This window comes from Ottowia sp. oral taxon 894 (assembly GCF_001262075.1).
Lineage (GTDB): Bacteria > Pseudomonadota > Gammaproteobacteria > Burkholderiales > Burkholderiaceae_C > Ottowia > Ottowia massiliensis.
Genome location: NZ_CP012073.1, coordinates 767,605 through 784,191 on the forward strand (window position 1 = coordinate 767,605; position 16,587 = coordinate 784,191).

General features: G+C 64.1%; 18 protein-coding genes. 12 read left to right on the top strand and 6 right to left on the bottom strand.

From position 1 onward, the window contains the following. Positions 1 to 198: 198 nt before the first annotated feature. Positions 199 to 672, bottom strand: coding sequence for a protein-export chaperone SecB (gene secB, locus ADJ79_RS03255; protein WP_050714764.1), 474 nt, complete (start codon positions 670 to 672; stop codon positions 199 to 201). A gap of 139 nt (positions 673 to 811) precedes the next feature. Here secB and ADJ79_RS14935 point away from each other — a divergent pair, with 139 nt between their 5' ends. The 4 genes from ADJ79_RS14935 (at position 812) to infB (ending at position 6,272) form a co-directional block, all read left to right on the top strand. Continuing rightward, complete coding sequence (locus ADJ79_RS14935) at positions 812 to 1,066, top strand: hypothetical protein (protein ID WP_172674015.1); 255 nt, start codon at positions 812 to 814, stop codon at positions 1,064 to 1,066. A gap of 74 nt (positions 1,067 to 1,140) precedes the next feature. Further along, entirely contained in the window at positions 1,141 to 1,719 is a 579-nt protein-coding gene (gene rimP, locus ADJ79_RS03260; protein WP_050716372.1) for a ribosome maturation factor RimP, read from the top strand. After that, positions 1,716 to 3,200, top strand: a complete 1,485-nt coding sequence (nusA, locus tag ADJ79_RS03265) for a transcription termination factor NusA (RefSeq protein WP_050714765.1) — start codon at positions 1,716 to 1,718, stop codon at positions 3,198 to 3,200. The genes rimP and nusA overlap by 4 nt, the downstream gene beginning before the upstream one ends. Positions 3,201 to 3,224: 24 nt before the next feature. Continuing rightward, complete coding sequence (gene infB / locus ADJ79_RS03270; RefSeq protein WP_050714766.1) at positions 3,225 to 6,272, top strand: translation initiation factor IF-2; 3,048 nt, start codon at positions 3,225 to 3,227, stop codon at positions 6,270 to 6,272. Positions 6,273 to 6,415: 143 nt separating this feature from the next. Here infB and ADJ79_RS13945 read toward each other — a convergent pair whose 3' ends face one another. Then, the gene (locus ADJ79_RS13945) at positions 6,416 to 6,688 is read right to left on the bottom strand and encodes a hypothetical protein (protein ID WP_156303998.1); all 273 of its coding nucleotides are present in this window, start codon (positions 6,686 to 6,688) and stop codon (positions 6,416 to 6,418) included. Between ADJ79_RS13945 and rbfA the strand changes: the two genes are divergently transcribed. The 7 genes from rbfA to ADJ79_RS03295 all read left to right on the top strand — a co-directional run bounded on the left by rbfA (position 6,683) and on the right by ADJ79_RS03295 (position 11,945). Continuing rightward, complete coding sequence (rbfA, locus tag ADJ79_RS03275) at positions 6,683 to 7,060, top strand: 30S ribosome-binding factor RbfA (protein WP_050714767.1); 378 nt, start codon at positions 6,683 to 6,685, stop codon at positions 7,058 to 7,060. The two genes, ADJ79_RS13945 and rbfA, sit on opposite strands and share 6 nt — an antisense overlap. Continuing rightward, the gene (gene truB / locus ADJ79_RS03280) at positions 7,057 to 8,028 is read left to right on the top strand and encodes a tRNA pseudouridine(55) synthase TruB (protein ID WP_050714768.1); all 972 of its coding nucleotides are present in this window, start codon (positions 7,057 to 7,059) and stop codon (positions 8,026 to 8,028) included. The genes rbfA and truB overlap by 4 nt, the downstream gene beginning before the upstream one ends. Then, positions 8,018 to 8,614, top strand: coding sequence for a cold shock domain-containing protein (locus ADJ79_RS13015; protein ID WP_082202879.1), 597 nt, complete (start codon positions 8,018 to 8,020; stop codon positions 8,612 to 8,614). Before truB ends, ADJ79_RS13015 begins: the two co-directional genes overlap by 11 nt. Positions 8,615 to 8,646: 32 nt before the next feature. Beyond that, positions 8,647 to 9,144: an O-acetyl-ADP-ribose deacetylase gene (locus tag ADJ79_RS03285; RefSeq protein ID WP_050714769.1), complete on the top strand. Its 498-nt coding sequence runs from the start codon at positions 8,647 to 8,649 to the stop codon at positions 9,142 to 9,144. 19 nt (positions 9,145 to 9,163) lie between these two features. Next, on the top strand, positions 9,164 to 9,316 hold the full coding sequence (locus ADJ79_RS13950; RefSeq protein WP_156303999.1) for a hypothetical protein: 153 nt from the start codon (positions 9,164 to 9,166) through the stop codon (positions 9,314 to 9,316). A gap of 10 nt (positions 9,317 to 9,326) precedes the next feature. Beyond that, positions 9,327 to 11,156 (top strand): translational GTPase TypA, encoded by a 1,830-nt coding sequence (gene typA, locus ADJ79_RS03290; RefSeq protein WP_050714770.1) that lies wholly within the window; start codon positions 9,327 to 9,329, stop codon positions 11,154 to 11,156. A gap of 276 nt (positions 11,157 to 11,432) precedes the next feature. Next, a complete protein-coding gene (locus ADJ79_RS03295; RefSeq protein WP_233199877.1) occupies positions 11,433 to 11,945 on the top strand; it encodes a disulfide bond formation protein B in 513 nt (170 codons plus the stop codon). A 91-nt stretch (positions 11,946 to 12,036) separates the two neighbouring features. Here ADJ79_RS03295 and gltS read toward each other — a convergent pair whose 3' ends face one another. The 4 genes from gltS to ADJ79_RS03315 all read right to left on the bottom strand — a co-directional run bounded on the left by gltS (position 12,037) and on the right by ADJ79_RS03315 (position 15,858). Next, entirely contained in the window at positions 12,037 to 13,263 is a 1,227-nt protein-coding gene (gene gltS / locus ADJ79_RS03300) for a sodium/glutamate symporter (RefSeq protein ID WP_050714772.1), read from the bottom strand. A 338-nt stretch (positions 13,264 to 13,601) separates the two neighbouring features. Then, positions 13,602 to 14,309, bottom strand: coding sequence for a DUF484 family protein (locus ADJ79_RS03305; RefSeq protein WP_050714773.1), 708 nt, complete (start codon positions 14,307 to 14,309; stop codon positions 13,602 to 13,604). A 22-nt stretch (positions 14,310 to 14,331) separates the two neighbouring features. Next, a complete protein-coding gene (gene dapF, locus ADJ79_RS03310; protein WP_050714774.1) occupies positions 14,332 to 15,234 on the bottom strand; it encodes a diaminopimelate epimerase in 903 nt (300 codons plus the stop codon). 165 nt (positions 15,235 to 15,399) lie between these two features. After that, positions 15,400 to 15,858 carry a type II secretion system protein N gene (locus ADJ79_RS03315; protein ID WP_050714775.1) on the bottom strand — a complete coding sequence of 153 codons (459 nt, stop codon included), beginning with the start codon at positions 15,856 to 15,858 and terminating at the stop codon, positions 15,400 to 15,402. Positions 15,859 to 16,061: 203 nt separating this feature from the next. Here ADJ79_RS03315 and gspG point away from each other — a divergent pair, with 203 nt between their 5' ends. After that, complete coding sequence (gspG, locus tag ADJ79_RS03320) at positions 16,062 to 16,544, top strand: type II secretion system major pseudopilin GspG (protein ID WP_050714776.1); 483 nt, start codon at positions 16,062 to 16,064, stop codon at positions 16,542 to 16,544. Positions 16,545 to 16,587: the final 43 nt, after the last annotated feature.

A 16,587-nucleotide genomic window follows, 5' to 3' on the forward strand; every position in this document is an offset into this window, starting at 1 on the left:
GCGGGCGAACGAGGTGGCATCAGAAAAAGGGGCGGATTTGAGGGGCGGAAACGGCGTTGGCCGCCGCTGGCGTTGGCAGCCAGGCGGAGCGGGCGGAGCGGGCGGATTGTGCATTTCGAGCGCCTTGCGCCAGGGCATGAAAAAGCCGCGCGGCACGGGCAGCATGCGGCGCGGCTTTTGCCGGGGCGGCGGCCTTGATTACTGCGCGGCAGGCGCGGCGGAGGCATCGCCGCCTTCTTGCTGCTGCTGGGCCTGCTGCTGCTCGTACATGGCCTGGAAGTTGATTTCTGCCAGATGCACGGGCGGAAAGCCCGCGCGGGTGATCAGGTCGGCCAGGTTGCCGCGCAGGTAGGGATAGACGATTTGCGGGCAGGCGATGCCGAGCACAGGCCCCATCTGGTCTTCGGGCAGGTTGCGGATTTCAAAGATGGCGGCCTGGCGGCACTCGGCCAGAAACACGGTTTTGTCCTTGATCTTGGTCTGCACGGTGGCGGTGACGGCGGTTTCATAAATGCCATCGGCCACGTTTTCGGAGCTGATTTGCAGCTGGATATCCACCGTGGGCGCTTCCTGCTCCAGCAAGATGGCGGGGGAGTTGGGCTGCTCCAGCGAGGCTTCTTTCAGATAGACGCGCTGAATCTGGAAAACGGGTTCTTGTTGCTGCTCGGCCATGGCGGTTCCTTGTGTGTTGAGCGGATGGAAAAGCGCCCGCCAAGTAAAAACACGGCGGGCGCGGGTCGGGCGAAATTATCGCAGGGCCTGCCAGAGCAGCGGGACACAAGAGAAACTGAATCTGGCCCGGATTCACCCTTTGAAGGCCGAAAAATCTCGTCATCTGGAATATCAATCGACAACGGCCGCGTTAGCCTGGGTTTTGCAGACCATCCCTTTCTTTCTTGGCCATGCCTCTCAAAAGACTCTGAGCAAGTTCGGAGCCGTTTGCAACCCAGCCGCTTTAGCTCCTGAAAAGATAGCTGCCAGCGCCCGTTTCATCAGGATTTGCGGGCGATCAGCACCTGAAATCGCGCAAGCCGCAGCGCGGTTTTTACAAAGCTTTGCGCTATAATCCGCGCTCTTACAACGACCAAAAAAGGGCGGTTGCACCAACCGCCCATTTTTTTTGCTTTTTCGTTCTCAGGCGTGACACTGCATCAGACCATTGAAGACACCGTCAGCGGCCTCGGCTATGAGCTGGTGGAGCTGGAGCGCTCCGCAGGCGGACTGCTGCGGGTGACGATCGACTTTCCCTGGGCGCCAGGGCAGCCGCCTGCGCCGCCCGTGACGGTGGATGACTGCGAGCGCGTGACGCGCCAGCTGCAATTCACGCTGGAAGTGGAAGGCGTGGATTACAGGCGGCTGGAAGTGTCTTCGCCCGGCATCGACCGACTGCTGCGCAATGCGGCGGATTTCGAGCGGTTTGAGGGCGAAATGGTGGATCTGACGCTGAAAGCGCCCATCGGCGCAGCCGCTACAGGGCAGATCAGCGCCAATCGCAAGCGCTTTCGCGGCCAGCTGCAACGCGCCGAAAGCGGCGGCTGGCAAATTGCGTGGCGCGACGAACCGGCGCCCGCCAAGCCGGGCCAGCGCGTGAGCGCCAGGAAACTGGCGGCGCTGCCGTTGAACGTGATGGGTTTTGCGCTGGAGGAGCTGCGCGAGGCGCGGCTGGCTCCGGTGGTGGATTTCAAGGGCAAGCGCCCAAGGACTGGGGATGAATCATGAACCGTGAACTGTTGATGCTGGTGGAAGCCATCTCGCGCGAGAAAAACGTGGATCGCGACGTGGTGTTTGGCGCGGTGGAAGCCGCGCTGGCGCAAGCCGCCAAAAAGCTGTACGAGGGCGATGTGGACATGCGCGTGGCCATCAACCGCGAAACGGGCGACTACGAAACCTTCCGCCGCTGGCACGTGGTGCCGGATGAAGCGGGCTTGCAATTGCCTGACCAGGAAATCCTGCAATTCGAGGCGCGCGAGCAGATTCCTGACATCGAGGTTGGCGAATACATCGAGGAGCCTGTGGAGTCCGTCTCCATCGGCCGCATTGGCGCGATGGCGGCCAAGCAGGTCATCCTGCAAAAAATCCGCGACGCCGAGCGCGAGATGCTGCTCAACGACTTCATGAGCCGGGGCGAGAAGATTTTTTCCGGCACCGTCAAGCGCATGGACAAGGGCGACATCCTGGTCGAATCCGGCCGGGTGGAAGGGCGTCTTCGCCGCAGCGAGATGATTCCGAAGGAAAACCTGCGCAATGGTGACCGCGTGCGCGCCATGATCATGGAAGTGGACCTGACGCTGCGCGGCGCGCCCATTCTGCTTTCCCGCGCCGCGCCTGAATTCATGGTGGAGCTGTTCCGCCAGGAAGTGCCCGAAATCGAACAGGGGCTGCTGGAAATCAAGAGCTGCGCGCGCGACCCCGGAAGCCGCGCCAAGATTGCCGTGGTGAGCCACGACAAGCGCATTGACCCCATCGGCACCTGCGTGGGCGTGCGCGGCTCGCGCGTGACGGCCGTGACCAACGAGCTGGCCGGCGAGCGCGTGGACATCGTGCTGTGGAGCGAAGACCCGGCGCAGTTCGTCATCGGCGCGCTGGCTCCGGCCAATGTTTCTTCCATCGTGGTGGACGAGGAAAAGCACGCGATGGACGTGGTGGTGGACGAGGAAAACCTGGCTATCGCCATTGGCCGGGGCGGCCAGAACGTGCGCCTGGCTTCCGAACTCACGGGCTGGAAAATCAACATCATGGACGCCGCCGAATCCGCCGAAAAACAGGCGGCCGAAACCGGCTCCATCCGCCAGCTGTTCATGGAAAAGCTGGATGTGGACGAGGAAATCGCCGACATCCTGATCGAGGAAGGCTTCACCAACCTGGAAGAAGTGGCCTACGTGCCCTTGCAGGAGATGCTGGATATTGAAGCCTTCGATGAAGACACCGTCAATGAGCTGCGCGCCCGCGCCAAAGACGCGCTGCTGACCCTTGAAATCGCGCGCGAGGAAAAGGTGGAGGCCGTGGCCGAAGACCTGCGCGGGCTGGAAGGCATGAACGCCGAGCTGCTGGCCGCGCTGGCCGAAGCGGGCGTGCGCACGCGCGACGATCTGGCCGATCTGGCCGTAGACGAACTCACCGACATCACCGGCCAGACGGAGGACGAAGCCCGCGCCCTCATCATGAAGGCGCGTGAGCACTGGTTCAGCGATGAAGCGTAACGGGCATGGAGGCAGTCACAGAATATGTCGAACATCACAGTCGCTGAATTGGCGAATGAACTCAAACGCTCCGTGGGCAAGCTGCTGGAGCAGTTGCAGGCGGCCGGAGTCAAAAAATCCTCGGGCGGCGACGTCCTGACCGAAGCGGACAAGAAAAAGCTGCTGGACCATCTGCAAAGCAGCCACGGCACCGTCGCGCCCGCCCGCAAGAAAATCACGCTGACCAAAAAAACCACCAGCGAAATCAAGCAGGCTGACGCCACCGGCAAAGCCCGCACCATTCAGGTGGAAGTGCGCAAAAAACGCACCTTCATCAAGCGCGATGACGAGCCGGCCGCCGCGCCCCAAACACCTTCACCCTCCCCCGCTGCCGAGGCTGCAAGACCTGCTGCGGCCGCTGCTCCCGCGTCGCCAGTGATTGGCGCGGCTGAAGCTGCCCGCCGCGAGGAAGAAGCGCGCCGCCACGCCGAGCTGCTGCGCCGCCAGGAAGCCGAAGCCGCCGAAAAACGCCGTTTGCGCGAAGAGCAGGATGCGCGCCGCCAGGCTGAAGCCGCCCAGCCTGGCCCGGAAGAAGCCAAGCCGCAGGAAACGCCGGCCGCCCCGCAAACACCTGCGCCACAAGCGCCGGCTGCGGATTCCGGACTGCTTCCCGCGCCTGCCGCAACCCAGACCAAGCCGTCCAAGACGGCTGAACCCGAGACCGTTTCCGAGTCTGCTCTCGAAGCCGTCTCCTCCGCTGCACCCGCTTCCGGGTCTGCTCCGGCCAAGGAAACCGCCGCTCCTGCGGCCCGGAAAGCTGCAACGGGCGGCGCGGCCAAGCTTGCCTCTTCATCGGCAGCTTCCTCATCCGCAGCTTCGCCCGATGCTGCGCCCGCCGCAGTGGCAGAACCCGCCAAGCCCAGCCCGGAAGAAGAAGCCGCCCGCCGGCGCGAGCAGGAAGAGCGCCGTCGCAAGGCCATGGCTGAAGCCGAAGCCATTCGCAGCATGATGAACAAGCCGCGCAAAGTGCTGGTGGCCAAGAAGCCCGAAAGCGCCAAGAAAGCGGCTGAAGCGTCCAAAGACGGCGGCAAGCCTGCCAAGACAGGCGGCGCCAGCTCGGCCCGTCAGGGCAGCGCGCCCGCAGGCGGCAGCAAGGAAGTCAAATCCGCCAAGCTGTCCTCCAGCTGGGCGGGCGAGCCTGGCAAGAAAAAAGGCATTCCCACGCGCGGCGATGCTTCCGGCGGCGTGGGTCGCAACAACTGGCGCAGCGGCCCAAAAAGCCGCCGCAGCGAACGCGACAGCCAGCAGGCCGCCCAAGCAGCGCCCGCAGAGCATCGCGTGCTGGAAGTGCATGTGCCGGAAACCATCTCCGTGGCCGAGCTGGCGCACAAGATGGCCGTCAAGGCATCCGAAGTCATCAAGACGCTGATGAAGATGGGCCAGATGGTCACCATCAACCAGCCGCTCGACCAGGACACGGCCATGATCGTCGTCGAAGAAATGGGCCACACCGCCGTGGTGGCCGCGCTGGACGACCCCGAGGCCTTCACCGACGAAGAAGTGCAGGCCCAGTCCGCCGAGGCCCTGCCGCGCGCGCCCGTGGTCACCGTCATGGGCCACGTGGACCACGGCAAGACCTCGCTGCTTGACTACATCCGCCGCGCCAAGGTGGCCGCCAGCGAAGCGGGCGGCATCACCCAGCACATTGGCGCCTACCACGTCAAGACGCCGCGCGGCATCGTCACTTTCCTGGACACGCCCGGCCACGAAGCCTTCACGGCCATGCGCGCACGCGGCGCGCAGGCCACCGACATCGTGATCCTGGTGGTGGCCGCCGACGACGGCGTGATGCCGCAAACGCGCGAAGCCATCAAGCACGCCAAGGCGGCGGGCGTGCCCATCGTCGTGGCGCTGACCAAGGCCGACAAGCCCGAAGCCAATGTGGAGCGCGTGACCAGCGAACTCGTGGCCGAAGAAGTCGTGCCCGAAAGCTACGGCGGTGACTCGCCCTTCATTGCCGTGTCCAGCAAAACCGGCATGGGCATTGACGACCTGCTCGAAAACGTGCTGCTGCAAGCCGACGTACTGGAACTCAAGGCCCCGGTGGAAGCCGCCGCCAAGGGCCTGGTGATCGAAGCGCGGCTTGACAAAGGCCGTGGCCCCGTGGCCTCGGTCCTCGTGCAGTCCGGCACGCTGAAAGTGGGCGACGTGGTGCTGGCCGGCCAAACCTCCGGCCGCGTGCGCGCCATGCTGAATGAAGACGGCAAGCCCGTCAAAGAAGCGGGGCCCTCCATCCCGGTCGAAATCCAGGGCCTGGCCGACGTGCCGCAGGCCGGCGACGAATTCATGGTGCTGGCCGATGAGCGCCGCGCCCGTGAAATCGCTACCTACCGCGCCGGCAAGTTCCGCAACACCAAGCTCGCGCGGCAGCAGGCGGCCAAGCTGGAAAACGTGTTCGCCGACATGTCGGCTGATGAAGTCAAGCAGCTGCCCATCATCATCAAGGCCGACGTGCAAGGCTCGCAGGAAGCGCTGTCCGCCTCGCTGCTCAAGCTCAGCACGGATGAAGTCAAAGTGCAGGTGGTCTATGCCGCCGTGGGCGGCATCAGCGAAAGCGATGTGAACCTGGCCATTGCCTCCAATGCCATCGTGCTGGGCTTCAACGTCCGCGCCGAAGCGGGCGCGCGCAAGCTGGCCGAGGCCAACGACGTCGAAATCCGCTACTACAACATCATCTACGACGCGGTGGACGACCTGAAAGCCGCCATGAGCGGCATGCTCGCGCCCGAGCAGAAGGAAGAAGTCATCGGCTCTGCCGAAATCCGCACCGTGTTCGTGGCCTCCAAGATCGGCACCGTGGCCGGCTCCTACGTCACCAGCGGCGTGGTGCGGCGCGACGCCCACTTCCGCCTGCTGCGCGACCACGTGGTGATCTACACCGGCGAGCTTGAATCGCTCAAGCGCATGAAAGACGACGTGCGCGAAGTCAAGGAAGGCTTCGAGTGCGGCATCAAGCTCAAGAACTACAACGACATCCGCGAAGGCGACCAGCTCGAATTCTTTGAAATCAAGGAAATCGCGCGCACGCTGTAAGAACCTGCTCAGAATCCGTCCGTGCACCGGTTCTTGCAGCTGCCCTTGCCCTGGAAACCATCGTTTATTTCGCTACCAGTTTGATAGTGGCAAGTCCTATAAAACTGCGCGATGGAGGCATTTTCAAGGCCCTGAATTTGCTCTCAAAAACAGAGTGCTGCGCGCAAGGCCGTATCCGGTTTGCGCTTTTGCGCCCACGGACAGACCCTGAAGGGATTCCAGGCCGGAATCTGTCCGCCCTGAAGCAGGCTGGAAACCGGCGCCAGCCTTTGAAAATGCACGGCGGCAGCGATCAGAGAACGTACGGCACCCACTCTCAAATAATCAACCCGCAGCCAGGCCGCAAACAGGCTGAGGCGCTTGCTTTCTTGTCCTTTGACTTTTAACGCGCCCGCCACGCGCATCCAGCCATGCACCGGAAACACTCCACACCCAACCGCAGTTTTCGCATCGCCGACCAGATTCAGCGCGACTTGGCCGAGCTGATCGCGCGCGAAGTCAAAGACCCGCGCATTGGCATGCTCACGCTCAACGCCGTCGAAATCACGCCCGACTACGCCCACGCCAAGGTCTATTTCAGCCTGCTCACCGGCGACGCCCAGCAAACGCAAGACGCCCTCAACCACGCCGCCGGCCACCTGCGCAACCTGCTCTTCAAGCGCCTGCACATCCACACCGTGCCCACGCTGCATTTCATTTTTGACCGCACCACCGAACACGCGGCCGACCTGAACGCCCTCATCGCCAAGGCGGTGGCCTCGCGTTCCAAGGAAGACGACACGCCATGACCGCCGCCCCACGCGCACGGGTGCAGCGGCGTCCCGTGCACGGGGTGCTGCTGCTTGACAAACCGCTGGGCCTGTCCAGCAACCAGGCGCTGCAAAAAGCCAAATGGCTGCTGCGCGCCGAAAAAGCCGGCCACACCGGCACGCTGGATCCTCTGGCCAGCGGCGTGCTGCCCCTGTGCTTTGGCGCAGCCACCAAATTCAGCGCCGGGCACCTGGACGCCGACAAGTCCTACGCCGCCACGCTGCGCCTGGGCCTCACCACCACCACGGGCGACGCCGAAGGCGAAATCACCGCCCGCCGCCCCGTGCCCGCCATCACGCCAGCGCAGCTCGAAGCCGTGCGCCAGCGCTTTCTGGGCCGCATCGCCCAAGTGCCCCCCATGCACAGCGCGCTGAAAAAAGACGGCAAGCCGCTTTACGAATACGCCCGCGCGGGCGTGCAAGTGGAGCGCGCCGCGCGCGAAGTGCAAGTGCATGCCTTGAACCTGGCCCTGTCGCTGGATGAACAAGGCCGGGCCGCCATTGAAATGGAAGTGACATGCAGCAAAGGCGCCTACATCCGCACCCTGGGCGAAGACATCGGCGCCGCCCTGGGCTGCGGCGGCCACCTGACGGCCCTGCGCCGCACTGCCACCGGCCCGTTCACGCTCGCGCAGTGCATCACGCTGGAAGCGCTGCAAGCCCTGCCCGAAGACCAGCGCCTCGCTGCCCTGCTGCCCGTGCAGGCCCTGCTGCCCGGCTTTGCCGCCATCACCCTCGGCCATGACGACGCCGCCCGCTTCTTGACCGGCCTGCGCCGCCGCGGCCCCTGGCCCGATGCGCCGCAAGTGGCCGTGTTCGGCAAGCAACCCCGCGCCCTGCTGGGCACGGCACAAGTCAAGACAGGGGAGTTGATTGCGGTGCGTTTGCTCAGCCCGATGGAAGTAAAGCAGATGCTGGCGCAACAAGGAGAACGTGATGCGATTTGAAGGTGTTGTTTCCCGCTGGAACGATGATCGAGGCTTTGGCTTTCTCAAAGCTTTTGGCAACGATGATGCAGAAGTTTTTGTGCATATCTCCGAGTTCCCTAAGGACGGGCGGCGGCCGACGGTGGGCGAGCGTGTGTCGTTTGAGGTGGTGACTGGCGAAAAAGGCAAGAAGAAGGCCAAAAACCTGTTTTGTCCGGATAGACCCAAGGCTCGATCTGACAAAGCGGACAAGCAGCTTCATGCGCGAAGAAGACACTCGAAAGCCAGGGAATCAACGTCTTGGCCTGGAAGCGTGTTTTGGGTTGTGCTGCTGGTGATTGGCACTGCCGTGGCTTACCAGTATATGAAGAGAGAATGGAGCGAAAGGCAGCATCGGCAAGAACTGCGCCAGATGTCGAGCAGCACTCCCGTAGTCCCTGTGCAAGCCACTTCGTCCGTCTATCGGTGTGATGGCCGCACACATTGTTCGCAGATGACTTCGTGTGAAGAAGCCAAGTTTTTTATCAATCATTGCCCGGGCACAAAGATGGACAGTGACAATGATGGCGTTCCTTGCGAGTCGCAATGGTGCAGTGGTGGCTGGTAACGCTTCGGACATGTCGTGTTAAAGGTTGAGCCATGACCCGACTTTTTGCCCTCCAGGCCGATATCACCACGCTGGCCGTGGATGCCATTGTGAATGCCGCCAATTCGTCGCTGCTGGGCGGCGGCGGGGTGGATGGGGCCATTCACCGCGCCGCCGGGCCTGAATTGCTGCAAGAGTGCCGCCAGCTGGGCGGCTGCCCCACGGGGCAGGCCCGCATCACCGGCGCTTACGGCCTGCCGTGCCGCCACGTCATTCACACCGTGGGGCCGGTCTGGCATGGCGGCCATGCGGGCGAGGCGCAAAAACTGCGCAGCTGCTACACGCACTGCCTTGATTTGGCCGCGCAGCACGGCCTCAAAACCCTGGCTTTTCCGTGCATCAGCACCGGCGTTTATGGCTATCCAAAAGAAGCGGCCGCCGAAATCGCCCTTCAGGCCGTCCGCGTCCATCCGGCGCTGGAGCAATTGGACGAAATCATGTTCTGCTGTTTCAGCCCGGCCGATTTGGCGATTTACCAGCGGCTGATTTGATTTTTCTGAAGAGATTTTCATGCTTCGCATCATTCGCCATATCGCCTATTTTCTTCATGTGGATCGCGGCAAGCGCGGGCATGATGGATCTGTTTTTTTTCATTCCGGCGGGGCGCGCCTGATTTCTGATTCATTTTTGCGTCCCATCGCCGCTTTATTTTCTTTTGATTGAGTTCTGATTCATGTCTTCCCAAATTCGCAATATCGCCATCATCGCCCACGTGGACCACGGCAAAACCACCATGGTTGATCAATTGCTGCGCCAGTCGGGCACCTTTGCCGACCACGAAAAAGTGGTGGATACCGTGATGGACAGCAACGCCATCGAGCGCGAGCGGGGCATCACCATCCTGGCCAAGAACTGCGCCGTTTCCTGGCGGGGCACGCACATCAACATCGTCGATACGCCCGGCCACGCGGACTTTGGCGGCGAGGTGGAGCGCGCCTTGAGCATGGTCGATGGCGTGCTGCTGCTCATCGACGCGCAGGAAGGCCCCATGCCGCAAACGCGCTTTGTCACCAAAAAGGCGCTGGCGCTGGGGCTGAAACCCATCGTGGTGGTCAACAAGGTGGACAAGCCCGGAGCCGACCCGGACAAGGTGATCAACGCCGCATTCGACCTGTTCGACAAGCTGGGCGCCACGGACGAGCAGCTGGACTTTCCCGTGGTGTATGCCAGCGGCATCAACGGCTGGTCTTCGCTGGAAGAAGGCGCGCCCGGCGAGCAGTGGGGGCCGGACATGACGGCGCTGTTCGAGACCATTCTCAAGCACGTGCCCCCGCACGAGGGCGACCGCAATGCGCCGCTGCAACTGCAAATTTCGGCGCTGGACTATTCCACCTTCGTGGGCCGCATTGGCGTGGGCCGCGTGAACGCGGGCACCATCCGGGCGGGCATGGACGTGCTGGTCATGGAAGGCCCGGAAGGCAGGCAAACCAAGGGCCGCGTGAACCAGGTGCTCACCTTCGAGGGGCTGGACCGCGTGCAGGTGAAAGAGGCCTACCCGGGCGACATCGTGCTCATCAACGGCATTGAAGACATCAACATTGGCGCCACCGTCACCGACCCGGCCAGCCCGCAGCCGCTGCCCATGCTCAAGATTGACGAGCCGACGCTGACCATGAACTTTTGCGTCAACACCAGCCCGCTGGCCGGGCGCGAGGGCAAATACGTCACCAGCCGCCAAATCTGGGACCGCCTGCAAAAAGAGCTGCAAAGCAACGTGGCCCTGCGCGTGCGGGAAACGGCCGAAGACGGCGTGTTTGAAGTCTCGGGCCGGGGCGAGCTGCACCTGACCATCCTGCTGGAAAACATGCGCCGCGAAGGTTACGAGCTGGCCGTAAGCAAACCGCGCGTGGTTTTTCGCGAGATTGATGGACAGAAGTGCGAACCGATCGAATTGGTAACAGCCGACATTGAAGAAGGCCACCAGGGCGGCGTGATGCAGGCGCTGGGCGAACGCAAGGGCGAGCTGGTGAACATGGAGCCGGACGGGCGCGGCCGCGTGCGGCTGGAATACCGCATACCGGCGCGCGGCCTCATTGGCTTTTCCAACGAATTTCTCAACCTCACGCGCGGCAGCGGGCTGATTTCCAACATCTTCGACGGCTACGAACCCTTCAAGGGCGACGTGGGCGGCCGCAAAAACGGCGTGCTCATCAGCATGGACGACGGCGAAATCTTCACCTACGCCCTGGGCAAGCTCGATGACCGGGGCCGCATGTTCGTGAAAGCGGGCGACCCGGTCTATGAAGGCATGATCGTGGGCATTCACAACCGCGACAACGACATCGTCGTCAACGCCACGCGCACCAAGCAGCTCACAAACTTCCGCGTCAGCGGCAAGGAAGACGCCATCAAAGTCACGCCCCCCATCGAGCTGACGCTGGAATACGGCGTGGAATTCATCGAAGACGACGAACTCGTCGAAATCACCCCCAAAAGCATCCGCCTGCGCAAGCGCCACCTCAAAGAGCACGAACGCAAGCGCGCCAGCCGCGAAGGGGCGTGAGCGCCTGTTCAGAAAACCTCCTGCGCTCCTTGAGCTTGCGTTCCCGTTCTGTTTACACGCCTGATTCCGTTCTTTTATGCGTGATTAAAAGAGCAAAAAGACGCCTCTTTTCGACAAGTTCGGTTTGCCTTGTCTGGTGCGCGCAAGCTTGAGATGGCGGAGGGCCGAGCAGAAGGCTGCGATGGGCAAACGCAAGCGCCGCACCAGCCAGGCTGGCGGAACCCGCTGCCAGGCCCCCGCTCCAAACGCCACGCCTCTCACTTGCTTTGAATGACCATGAACCTCATCCGACAAATCCTCGCCGCTCCGCGCCGCCTTTACCTGGCCATCAGCGCCACCTGCCTGGGCATGCTGGCCTTTGGCGTGCTCTACCTCCAGGGCATGGTGGGCCTGCAACCGTGCCCCATGTGCATCGTGCAGCGCGAGGCGCTGATTGCCGTGGCGGTGTTCAGCGCCCTGGCGGCGGCTTGCAAGCCGGGCGGCTGGCAGCGCGGCTTTGGCGTGCTGGCGCTGCTGTTTGCCGTGCTGGGCGCTTTCACGGGCGGACGGCAAAGCTGGCTGCAATGGAATCCGCCCGCGTTTTCCGCATGCGGGCGGGGCGACCTCTACGGCATGATCGAATCCATGCCCATTGGCCGTCTGCTGCCATCCATCTTCAAAGGCAGCGGCGACTGCGCCGCCGTGGACTGGACGCTGCTGGGCGGCAGCATCGCCAATTGGTCCTTCATGTGGTTTGCCTTCTGCACAGTGCTGCTGCTGGCGCTGGCGCTGCGCCGCAAGGCGGGCTGAAGGCGCCCCGGCCTCATCCACGGCAAACAAAAACGGCGCGCCAGATGGCGCGCCGTTTTTGTTTCAGCGGCTGATGCCGCTTGCGGGGCGTTCAGCTCACCCAGGCAATGACTTTGAGAGCGCCTTGCAGCAGCAGCGCATTGACGATATCCACAAAAAACGCGCCCACCATCGGCACGATCAGGAAGGCTTTGTGCGAGGGGCCGAAGCGGTCGGTCAGCGCCTGCATGTTGGCCACCGCCGTGGGCGTGGCGCCCAGGCCGAAGCCGCAGTGGCCGGCAGCCAGCACGGCGGCGTCGTAGTCGCTGCCCATGGCGCGGTAGGTCACATACGTGGCGTACAGCGCCATCACCACCGTCTGCACGGCCAAAATGAACATCACCGGCACGGCCAGCCCGGCCAGCTCCCAAAGCTTTAGCGAAAGCAGGGCCATTGCCAGAAACAGCGACAGCGCGATGTTGCCGAACACGTCAATGGCGCGATCAAACATGTTCACGCCAAAAATCAGCACCAGGCCATTGCGCACCAGCACGCCGCCGGCCAGCGCCCACACGAATTGCGGCAGCTGGAAGGACGTGCCTTGCGCCACTTTGAACATGATGTCGGAAAACGCCAGGCAGGCGGCGAACATGGCCAGCGTTTGCAGGCCCGACTCCGCCGTGATGAGGCGCTGCTGGTGCGGGCGCTCGAACACCACTTCCTGATCGCCGACGGCAGGCTTGCTGTCATCAATGCCCGCCAGGCCCGGCGTGGGCTTGCCGCGAATCAAACGCCGTGCCACAGGGCCGCCCAGCAGGCCGCCCATCACCAGGCCAAACGTGGCGCAGGCCATGCCCAGCGTGATGGCGCCTTGCACGCCAGCGGCTTCCAGGTCTTTGCCCCAGGCGCCCGCCGTGCCGTGGCCGCCCGTGAGCGTGATGGAGCCGGCCACCAGGCCGATGCGCGGATCCAGCCCCAGCATCGAAGCCATGACCGTTCCCACCACGTTCTGCACGATGATGAAAGCCGACACCACGATGATGAAAATCACCAGCGGCCTGCCGCCCTGGCGCAGCCGCGCGAAATCGGCGGACAGGCCAATGGACGAGAAAAACACCAGCATGAAGGCATCCTGCAAGGGCTTTTCAAACTGGAAATTCACGCCCTGCACGGTATGCACGCCAAACAGCACCAGCGCGGCCACCAGGCCGCCGGCCACCGGCTCCGGAATGTTGAAATCCTGCAAGAACTTGATCTTGCGCACCAGCCAGCTGCCCAGCAGCAGCACCAGCACTGCCGCAATCAGCGTGTAGTACGCGTTGAACGTCAGAGTCGTCATAGGCATTTCCCTTTCATCGGTTGCAGTGAAAAGCGGCGATTGTCACATTTGGGAGCAAAGACTTGAGAACCTGTTCACAGTTTGTCCATGGCGCGAAAGTGCGCCCCCGGCCCGCATCCCTTCACAACAAGGCGGCATGCGCGCGGAGCTGAACGCGCCGTGCCATTTCCGCTTCGCTATTCGTAGCAAGATGTCCTGGTGGATGCAGCGCGGAGTGGCCTTTTGACCCCTACAAATTCGCTCCTGTTTCTGATGCCGCCCAGAGACCGCCTGCCGCACGGGCAGGCCTTCGGGCGGGCGGGTTCACGCGCCGGGCCGCTGCCTGGCGCACGCGCCCGTCAGTCCTCATCGCGCAGCCGCGAGAGCGCTGCGCTGGCAATTTCGCTGATGCGCTCCAGAAAATCCGTGGCCATGCCCGCTTCATAGCGGTGGCTGTCGGGCGAGGCGAGGATGAGCAAGCCAAAAGCGCCCTGGCTCGCGCCTGGCTTGCGCAACGGCAGCAGCGCCAGCGAGGCCGCTTCCTGCGGCGCGGGCAGCCACTGCACGGCATCAAAGCCGGTGTTCACGCCGCAATAAGGCGCGGCCAGCGAGGCGGCCAGGCTCTTCACGTCATCGCTGACGCCCTGCGCGAAAGGCTCGCCCGCATAGACGCTGGCCACCTCCCACGCCTTGAGGGCGACCTGGGGCACGCCGAACTGCGCCTGAAGCTCGCTGACCATGACGGCGGGCAGATCAATGGGCCGGTGCGCGAGAAACAGCTGCCGCGCCCAGCGCTGGAGCTTGTCGGCAATCAGCATGTTTTCGTTGCCGTAGCGCACCATCTCCATCAGGCGGCGCTCCAGCAGGGCGATTTTTTCGCGCAGGGCCTCGGCCTGGCGCTCTTGCAGGCTGATGGTGCGCCCGCCGTTGGGGCTGGCCAGCTGCACGCGAGTGAGCAGCTCGGCATGGCGCTCGAAGAAGCCGGGTTCGGCCAGCAGGTACTGGGCGATGGCGTTTTCGTCCACGCCGTCATGCACTTCAGGATGGGGGTTGTGGTTTTCGGTCATCTCGGGTTTTCCTTTTTTCCCGTCAGCGCGCGGGCGGCTGCGGCGCGCCGGGAAGATCGATTTCGCCGTGAAACACGGTTTGCGCCGGGCCGGTCAAGAACACGGCATCGCGCTCGCCGCCTGCCCATTCAATGGTCAGCAGGCCGCCGCGCGCGTGCACATCCACCCGCTCATCCAGCAGGCCCAGGCGGCGGCCCGCCACCACGGCGGCGCAAGCGCCGGTGCCGCAGGCCAGCGTTTCGCCAGCGCCGCGCTCCCACACGCGCAGACGGATCTGGCGGCGATCCAGCACCTGCATGAACCCTGCATTGACGCGGCGCGGAAAGGCCGGGTGCGTTTCAATCAGCGGGCCTTGCTCGGCCACGGGGGCGGTATCTGCCTGCGCCACCACCTGCACGGCGTGCGGATTGCCCATGGACAGCACGGCGACAGAAACCATGCGCGCCGCGCCGCGCCCGCCCGCCTGCTCCAGCGCCAGCGGCCACACCTGCCAGCCGCCCTCGGCCAGCGGCGTCAGTCCTGCGGAATCGAAAGGCACGCGGGGCAGATCAAACACCGGCGCGCCCATGTTCACGCGCACGCGGCCATCAGGCTGCTCGGCCAGTTCGATCACGCCGTTTTTCACTTTCACGCGCACAGGGTTGCGGGCCGTCAGCCCCTGCCCGCGCACGTAGCGCACAAAGCAGCGCGCGCCGTTGCCGCAGTGCTCCACCTCGCCGCCATCGGCGTTGTGGATGACGTATTCAAAATCCACATCCGGCGCGGGCGCGGGCCGCACGCTCAGAATCTGGTCGGCCCCCACACCAAAGTGGCGGTCGGCCAGAAAACGGTATTGATCCGCCGTCAGGTTCAGCGGCGCGGCCGTTTCGTCAAGCACCACGAAATCGTTGCCCGCCCCTTGCATTTTGGTAAAGCGCACTCGCATGGCGGCGGATTATCAGGCGCGCCCGGCCGCCGCTTTCCCCCAGGCCGCCGCGCCCCTGCGCCCGGCCCGGCAGATGCGTTTCGCTCTTGAATCAATAGCAGCCTGCGCCCATTTCACCAGGGCCTGCGGGCCAGGCGCCTGTTCATGATCCGACCGTGAGGGGCGTCAGGGCGCGCGGCGCGCGGGCGGGGCGGGTTCGGGCATTTGCAGGCGCATCTGGCGGCCATCGCCCGCGTCCAGAACCGCGCTGCGGCGCAAGACGGCCTGCAGCGTCCAGCCGCCGGGCAGCTTCGCGCCCACGCGGTAGGGCTTGGGGGGCTGGCCCTGTTCGGCAATGAGCGCCGCGCCGCGTTCGCTGCCGTGAGCGACCACGCCCGCCAGCGCGTAGCGGGCGTCAGGCGGCGCGGCCTGAGCCGTTGGCGGGGCGTCATCTGCCGCGCCCAGGCCACGGGCCACGGCCTGCGCGTCAAGCGGGGGCAGGCCGGGCGCGGCTGTGGCGGCCGCAGCGGGCGGGGCGCTGCTGGCAGCGTGCAGCGCCCAGTACAGCGCGCTGCCAGCGGCCAGCGCCCACAGCAGCAGCGCGGCCAGGGCGGGGGCGAATCGGTTCAGCGCCGGGCGTGCCATCAGGAAAAATGCGGAGACCGGCGGGCGGCGCTCCTGAACAGGGGCAAAGACATGCGCCGATTATCATTGAGCGCACTCTTGATGGCGGCCCGTCCGCCGTCTGTTCGCGGCCTTCTTTTCTGATCCGTTTCCGGCTGCTTCCCGGCCCGCTTTGGGGGCACTTCCGCCCTGCTCCAGGCGTGCGCTGCGGCGCTTTTCCGCTTATGAATACTGCCTTTTCCGCCCTTTCCCGCACCTGTTCCCGCGCCCATCTCAGCGCCCGTTCCCGCGCCCGCCAGCGCGGGGCTGGCTTCACCCTGATCGAGCTGATGGTGGTGCTGGTCATCATTGGCGTGCTGGGCGCGCTGATCGTGCCCAATTTGCTGGACCGCACGGACGACGCGCGCGCCACCGCCGCCCGCACGGACGTGAACAACATCGTGCAGGCGCTCAAGCTCTACAAGCTGGACAACCTGCGCTACCCCACCGCCGAGCAGGGCTTGCAGGCGCTCATCGCCCGCCCCAGCGCGCCGCCCGAGCCGCGCAACTGGCGCGTTTACCTGGAAAAGCTGCCCAATGACCCGTGGGGCAACCCGTATCAGTACCTGAACCCGGGCGTCAAGGGCGAGGTGGACGTGATGAGCTTTGGCGCCGACGGCAAAAGCGGCGGCGAGGGGCGCGACGCCGACATTGGCAGCTGGCAGTGAGAAGGGCATATTTTTGCTCCTGGTTCCATAGCATGATGTCCTA

Excerpts from the sequence above, each read along its gene's own strand:
- rbfA (WP_050714767.1), top strand. The coding sequence starts at position 6,683 with ATGCACCGGAAACACTCCACACCCAACCGCAGTTTTCGCATCGCCGAC.
- ADJ79_RS13950 (WP_156303999.1), top strand. The coding sequence starts at position 9,164 with ATGCTTCGCATCATTCGCCATATCGCCTATTTTCTTCATGTGGATCGC.
- secB (WP_050714764.1), bottom strand. The coding sequence starts at position 672 with ATGGCCGAGCAGCAACAAGAACCCGTTTTCCAGATTCAGCGCGTCTAT.
- infB (WP_050714766.1), top strand. The coding sequence starts at position 3,225 with ATGTCGAACATCACAGTCGCTGAATTGGCGAATGAACTCAAACGCTCC.
- ADJ79_RS03315 (WP_050714775.1), bottom strand. The coding sequence starts at position 15,858 with ATGGCACGCCCGGCGCTGAACCGATTCGCCCCCGCCCTGGCCGCGCTG.
- typA (WP_050714770.1), top strand. The coding sequence starts at position 9,327 with ATGTCTTCCCAAATTCGCAATATCGCCATCATCGCCCACGTGGACCAC.
- ADJ79_RS13015 (WP_082202879.1), top strand. The coding sequence starts at position 8,018 with ATGCGATTTGAAGGTGTTGTTTCCCGCTGGAACGATGATCGAGGCTTT.
- truB (WP_050714768.1), top strand. The coding sequence starts at position 7,057 with ATGACCGCCGCCCCACGCGCACGGGTGCAGCGGCGTCCCGTGCACGGG.
- gspG (WP_050714776.1), top strand. The coding sequence starts at position 16,062 with ATGAATACTGCCTTTTCCGCCCTTTCCCGCACCTGTTCCCGCGCCCAT.
- ADJ79_RS03305 (WP_050714773.1), bottom strand. The coding sequence starts at position 14,309 with ATGACCGAAAACCACAACCCCCATCCTGAAGTGCATGACGGCGTGGAC.
- dapF (WP_050714774.1), bottom strand. The coding sequence starts at position 15,234 with ATGCGAGTGCGCTTTACCAAAATGCAAGGGGCGGGCAACGATTTCGTG.
- gltS (WP_050714772.1), bottom strand. The coding sequence starts at position 13,263 with ATGACGACTCTGACGTTCAACGCGTACTACACGCTGATTGCGGCAGTG.
- nusA (WP_050714765.1), top strand. The coding sequence starts at position 1,716 with ATGAACCGTGAACTGTTGATGCTGGTGGAAGCCATCTCGCGCGAGAAA.
- ADJ79_RS03285 (WP_050714769.1), top strand. The coding sequence starts at position 8,647 with ATGACCCGACTTTTTGCCCTCCAGGCCGATATCACCACGCTGGCCGTG.
- ADJ79_RS03295 (WP_233199877.1), top strand. The coding sequence starts at position 11,433 with ATGAACCTCATCCGACAAATCCTCGCCGCTCCGCGCCGCCTTTACCTG.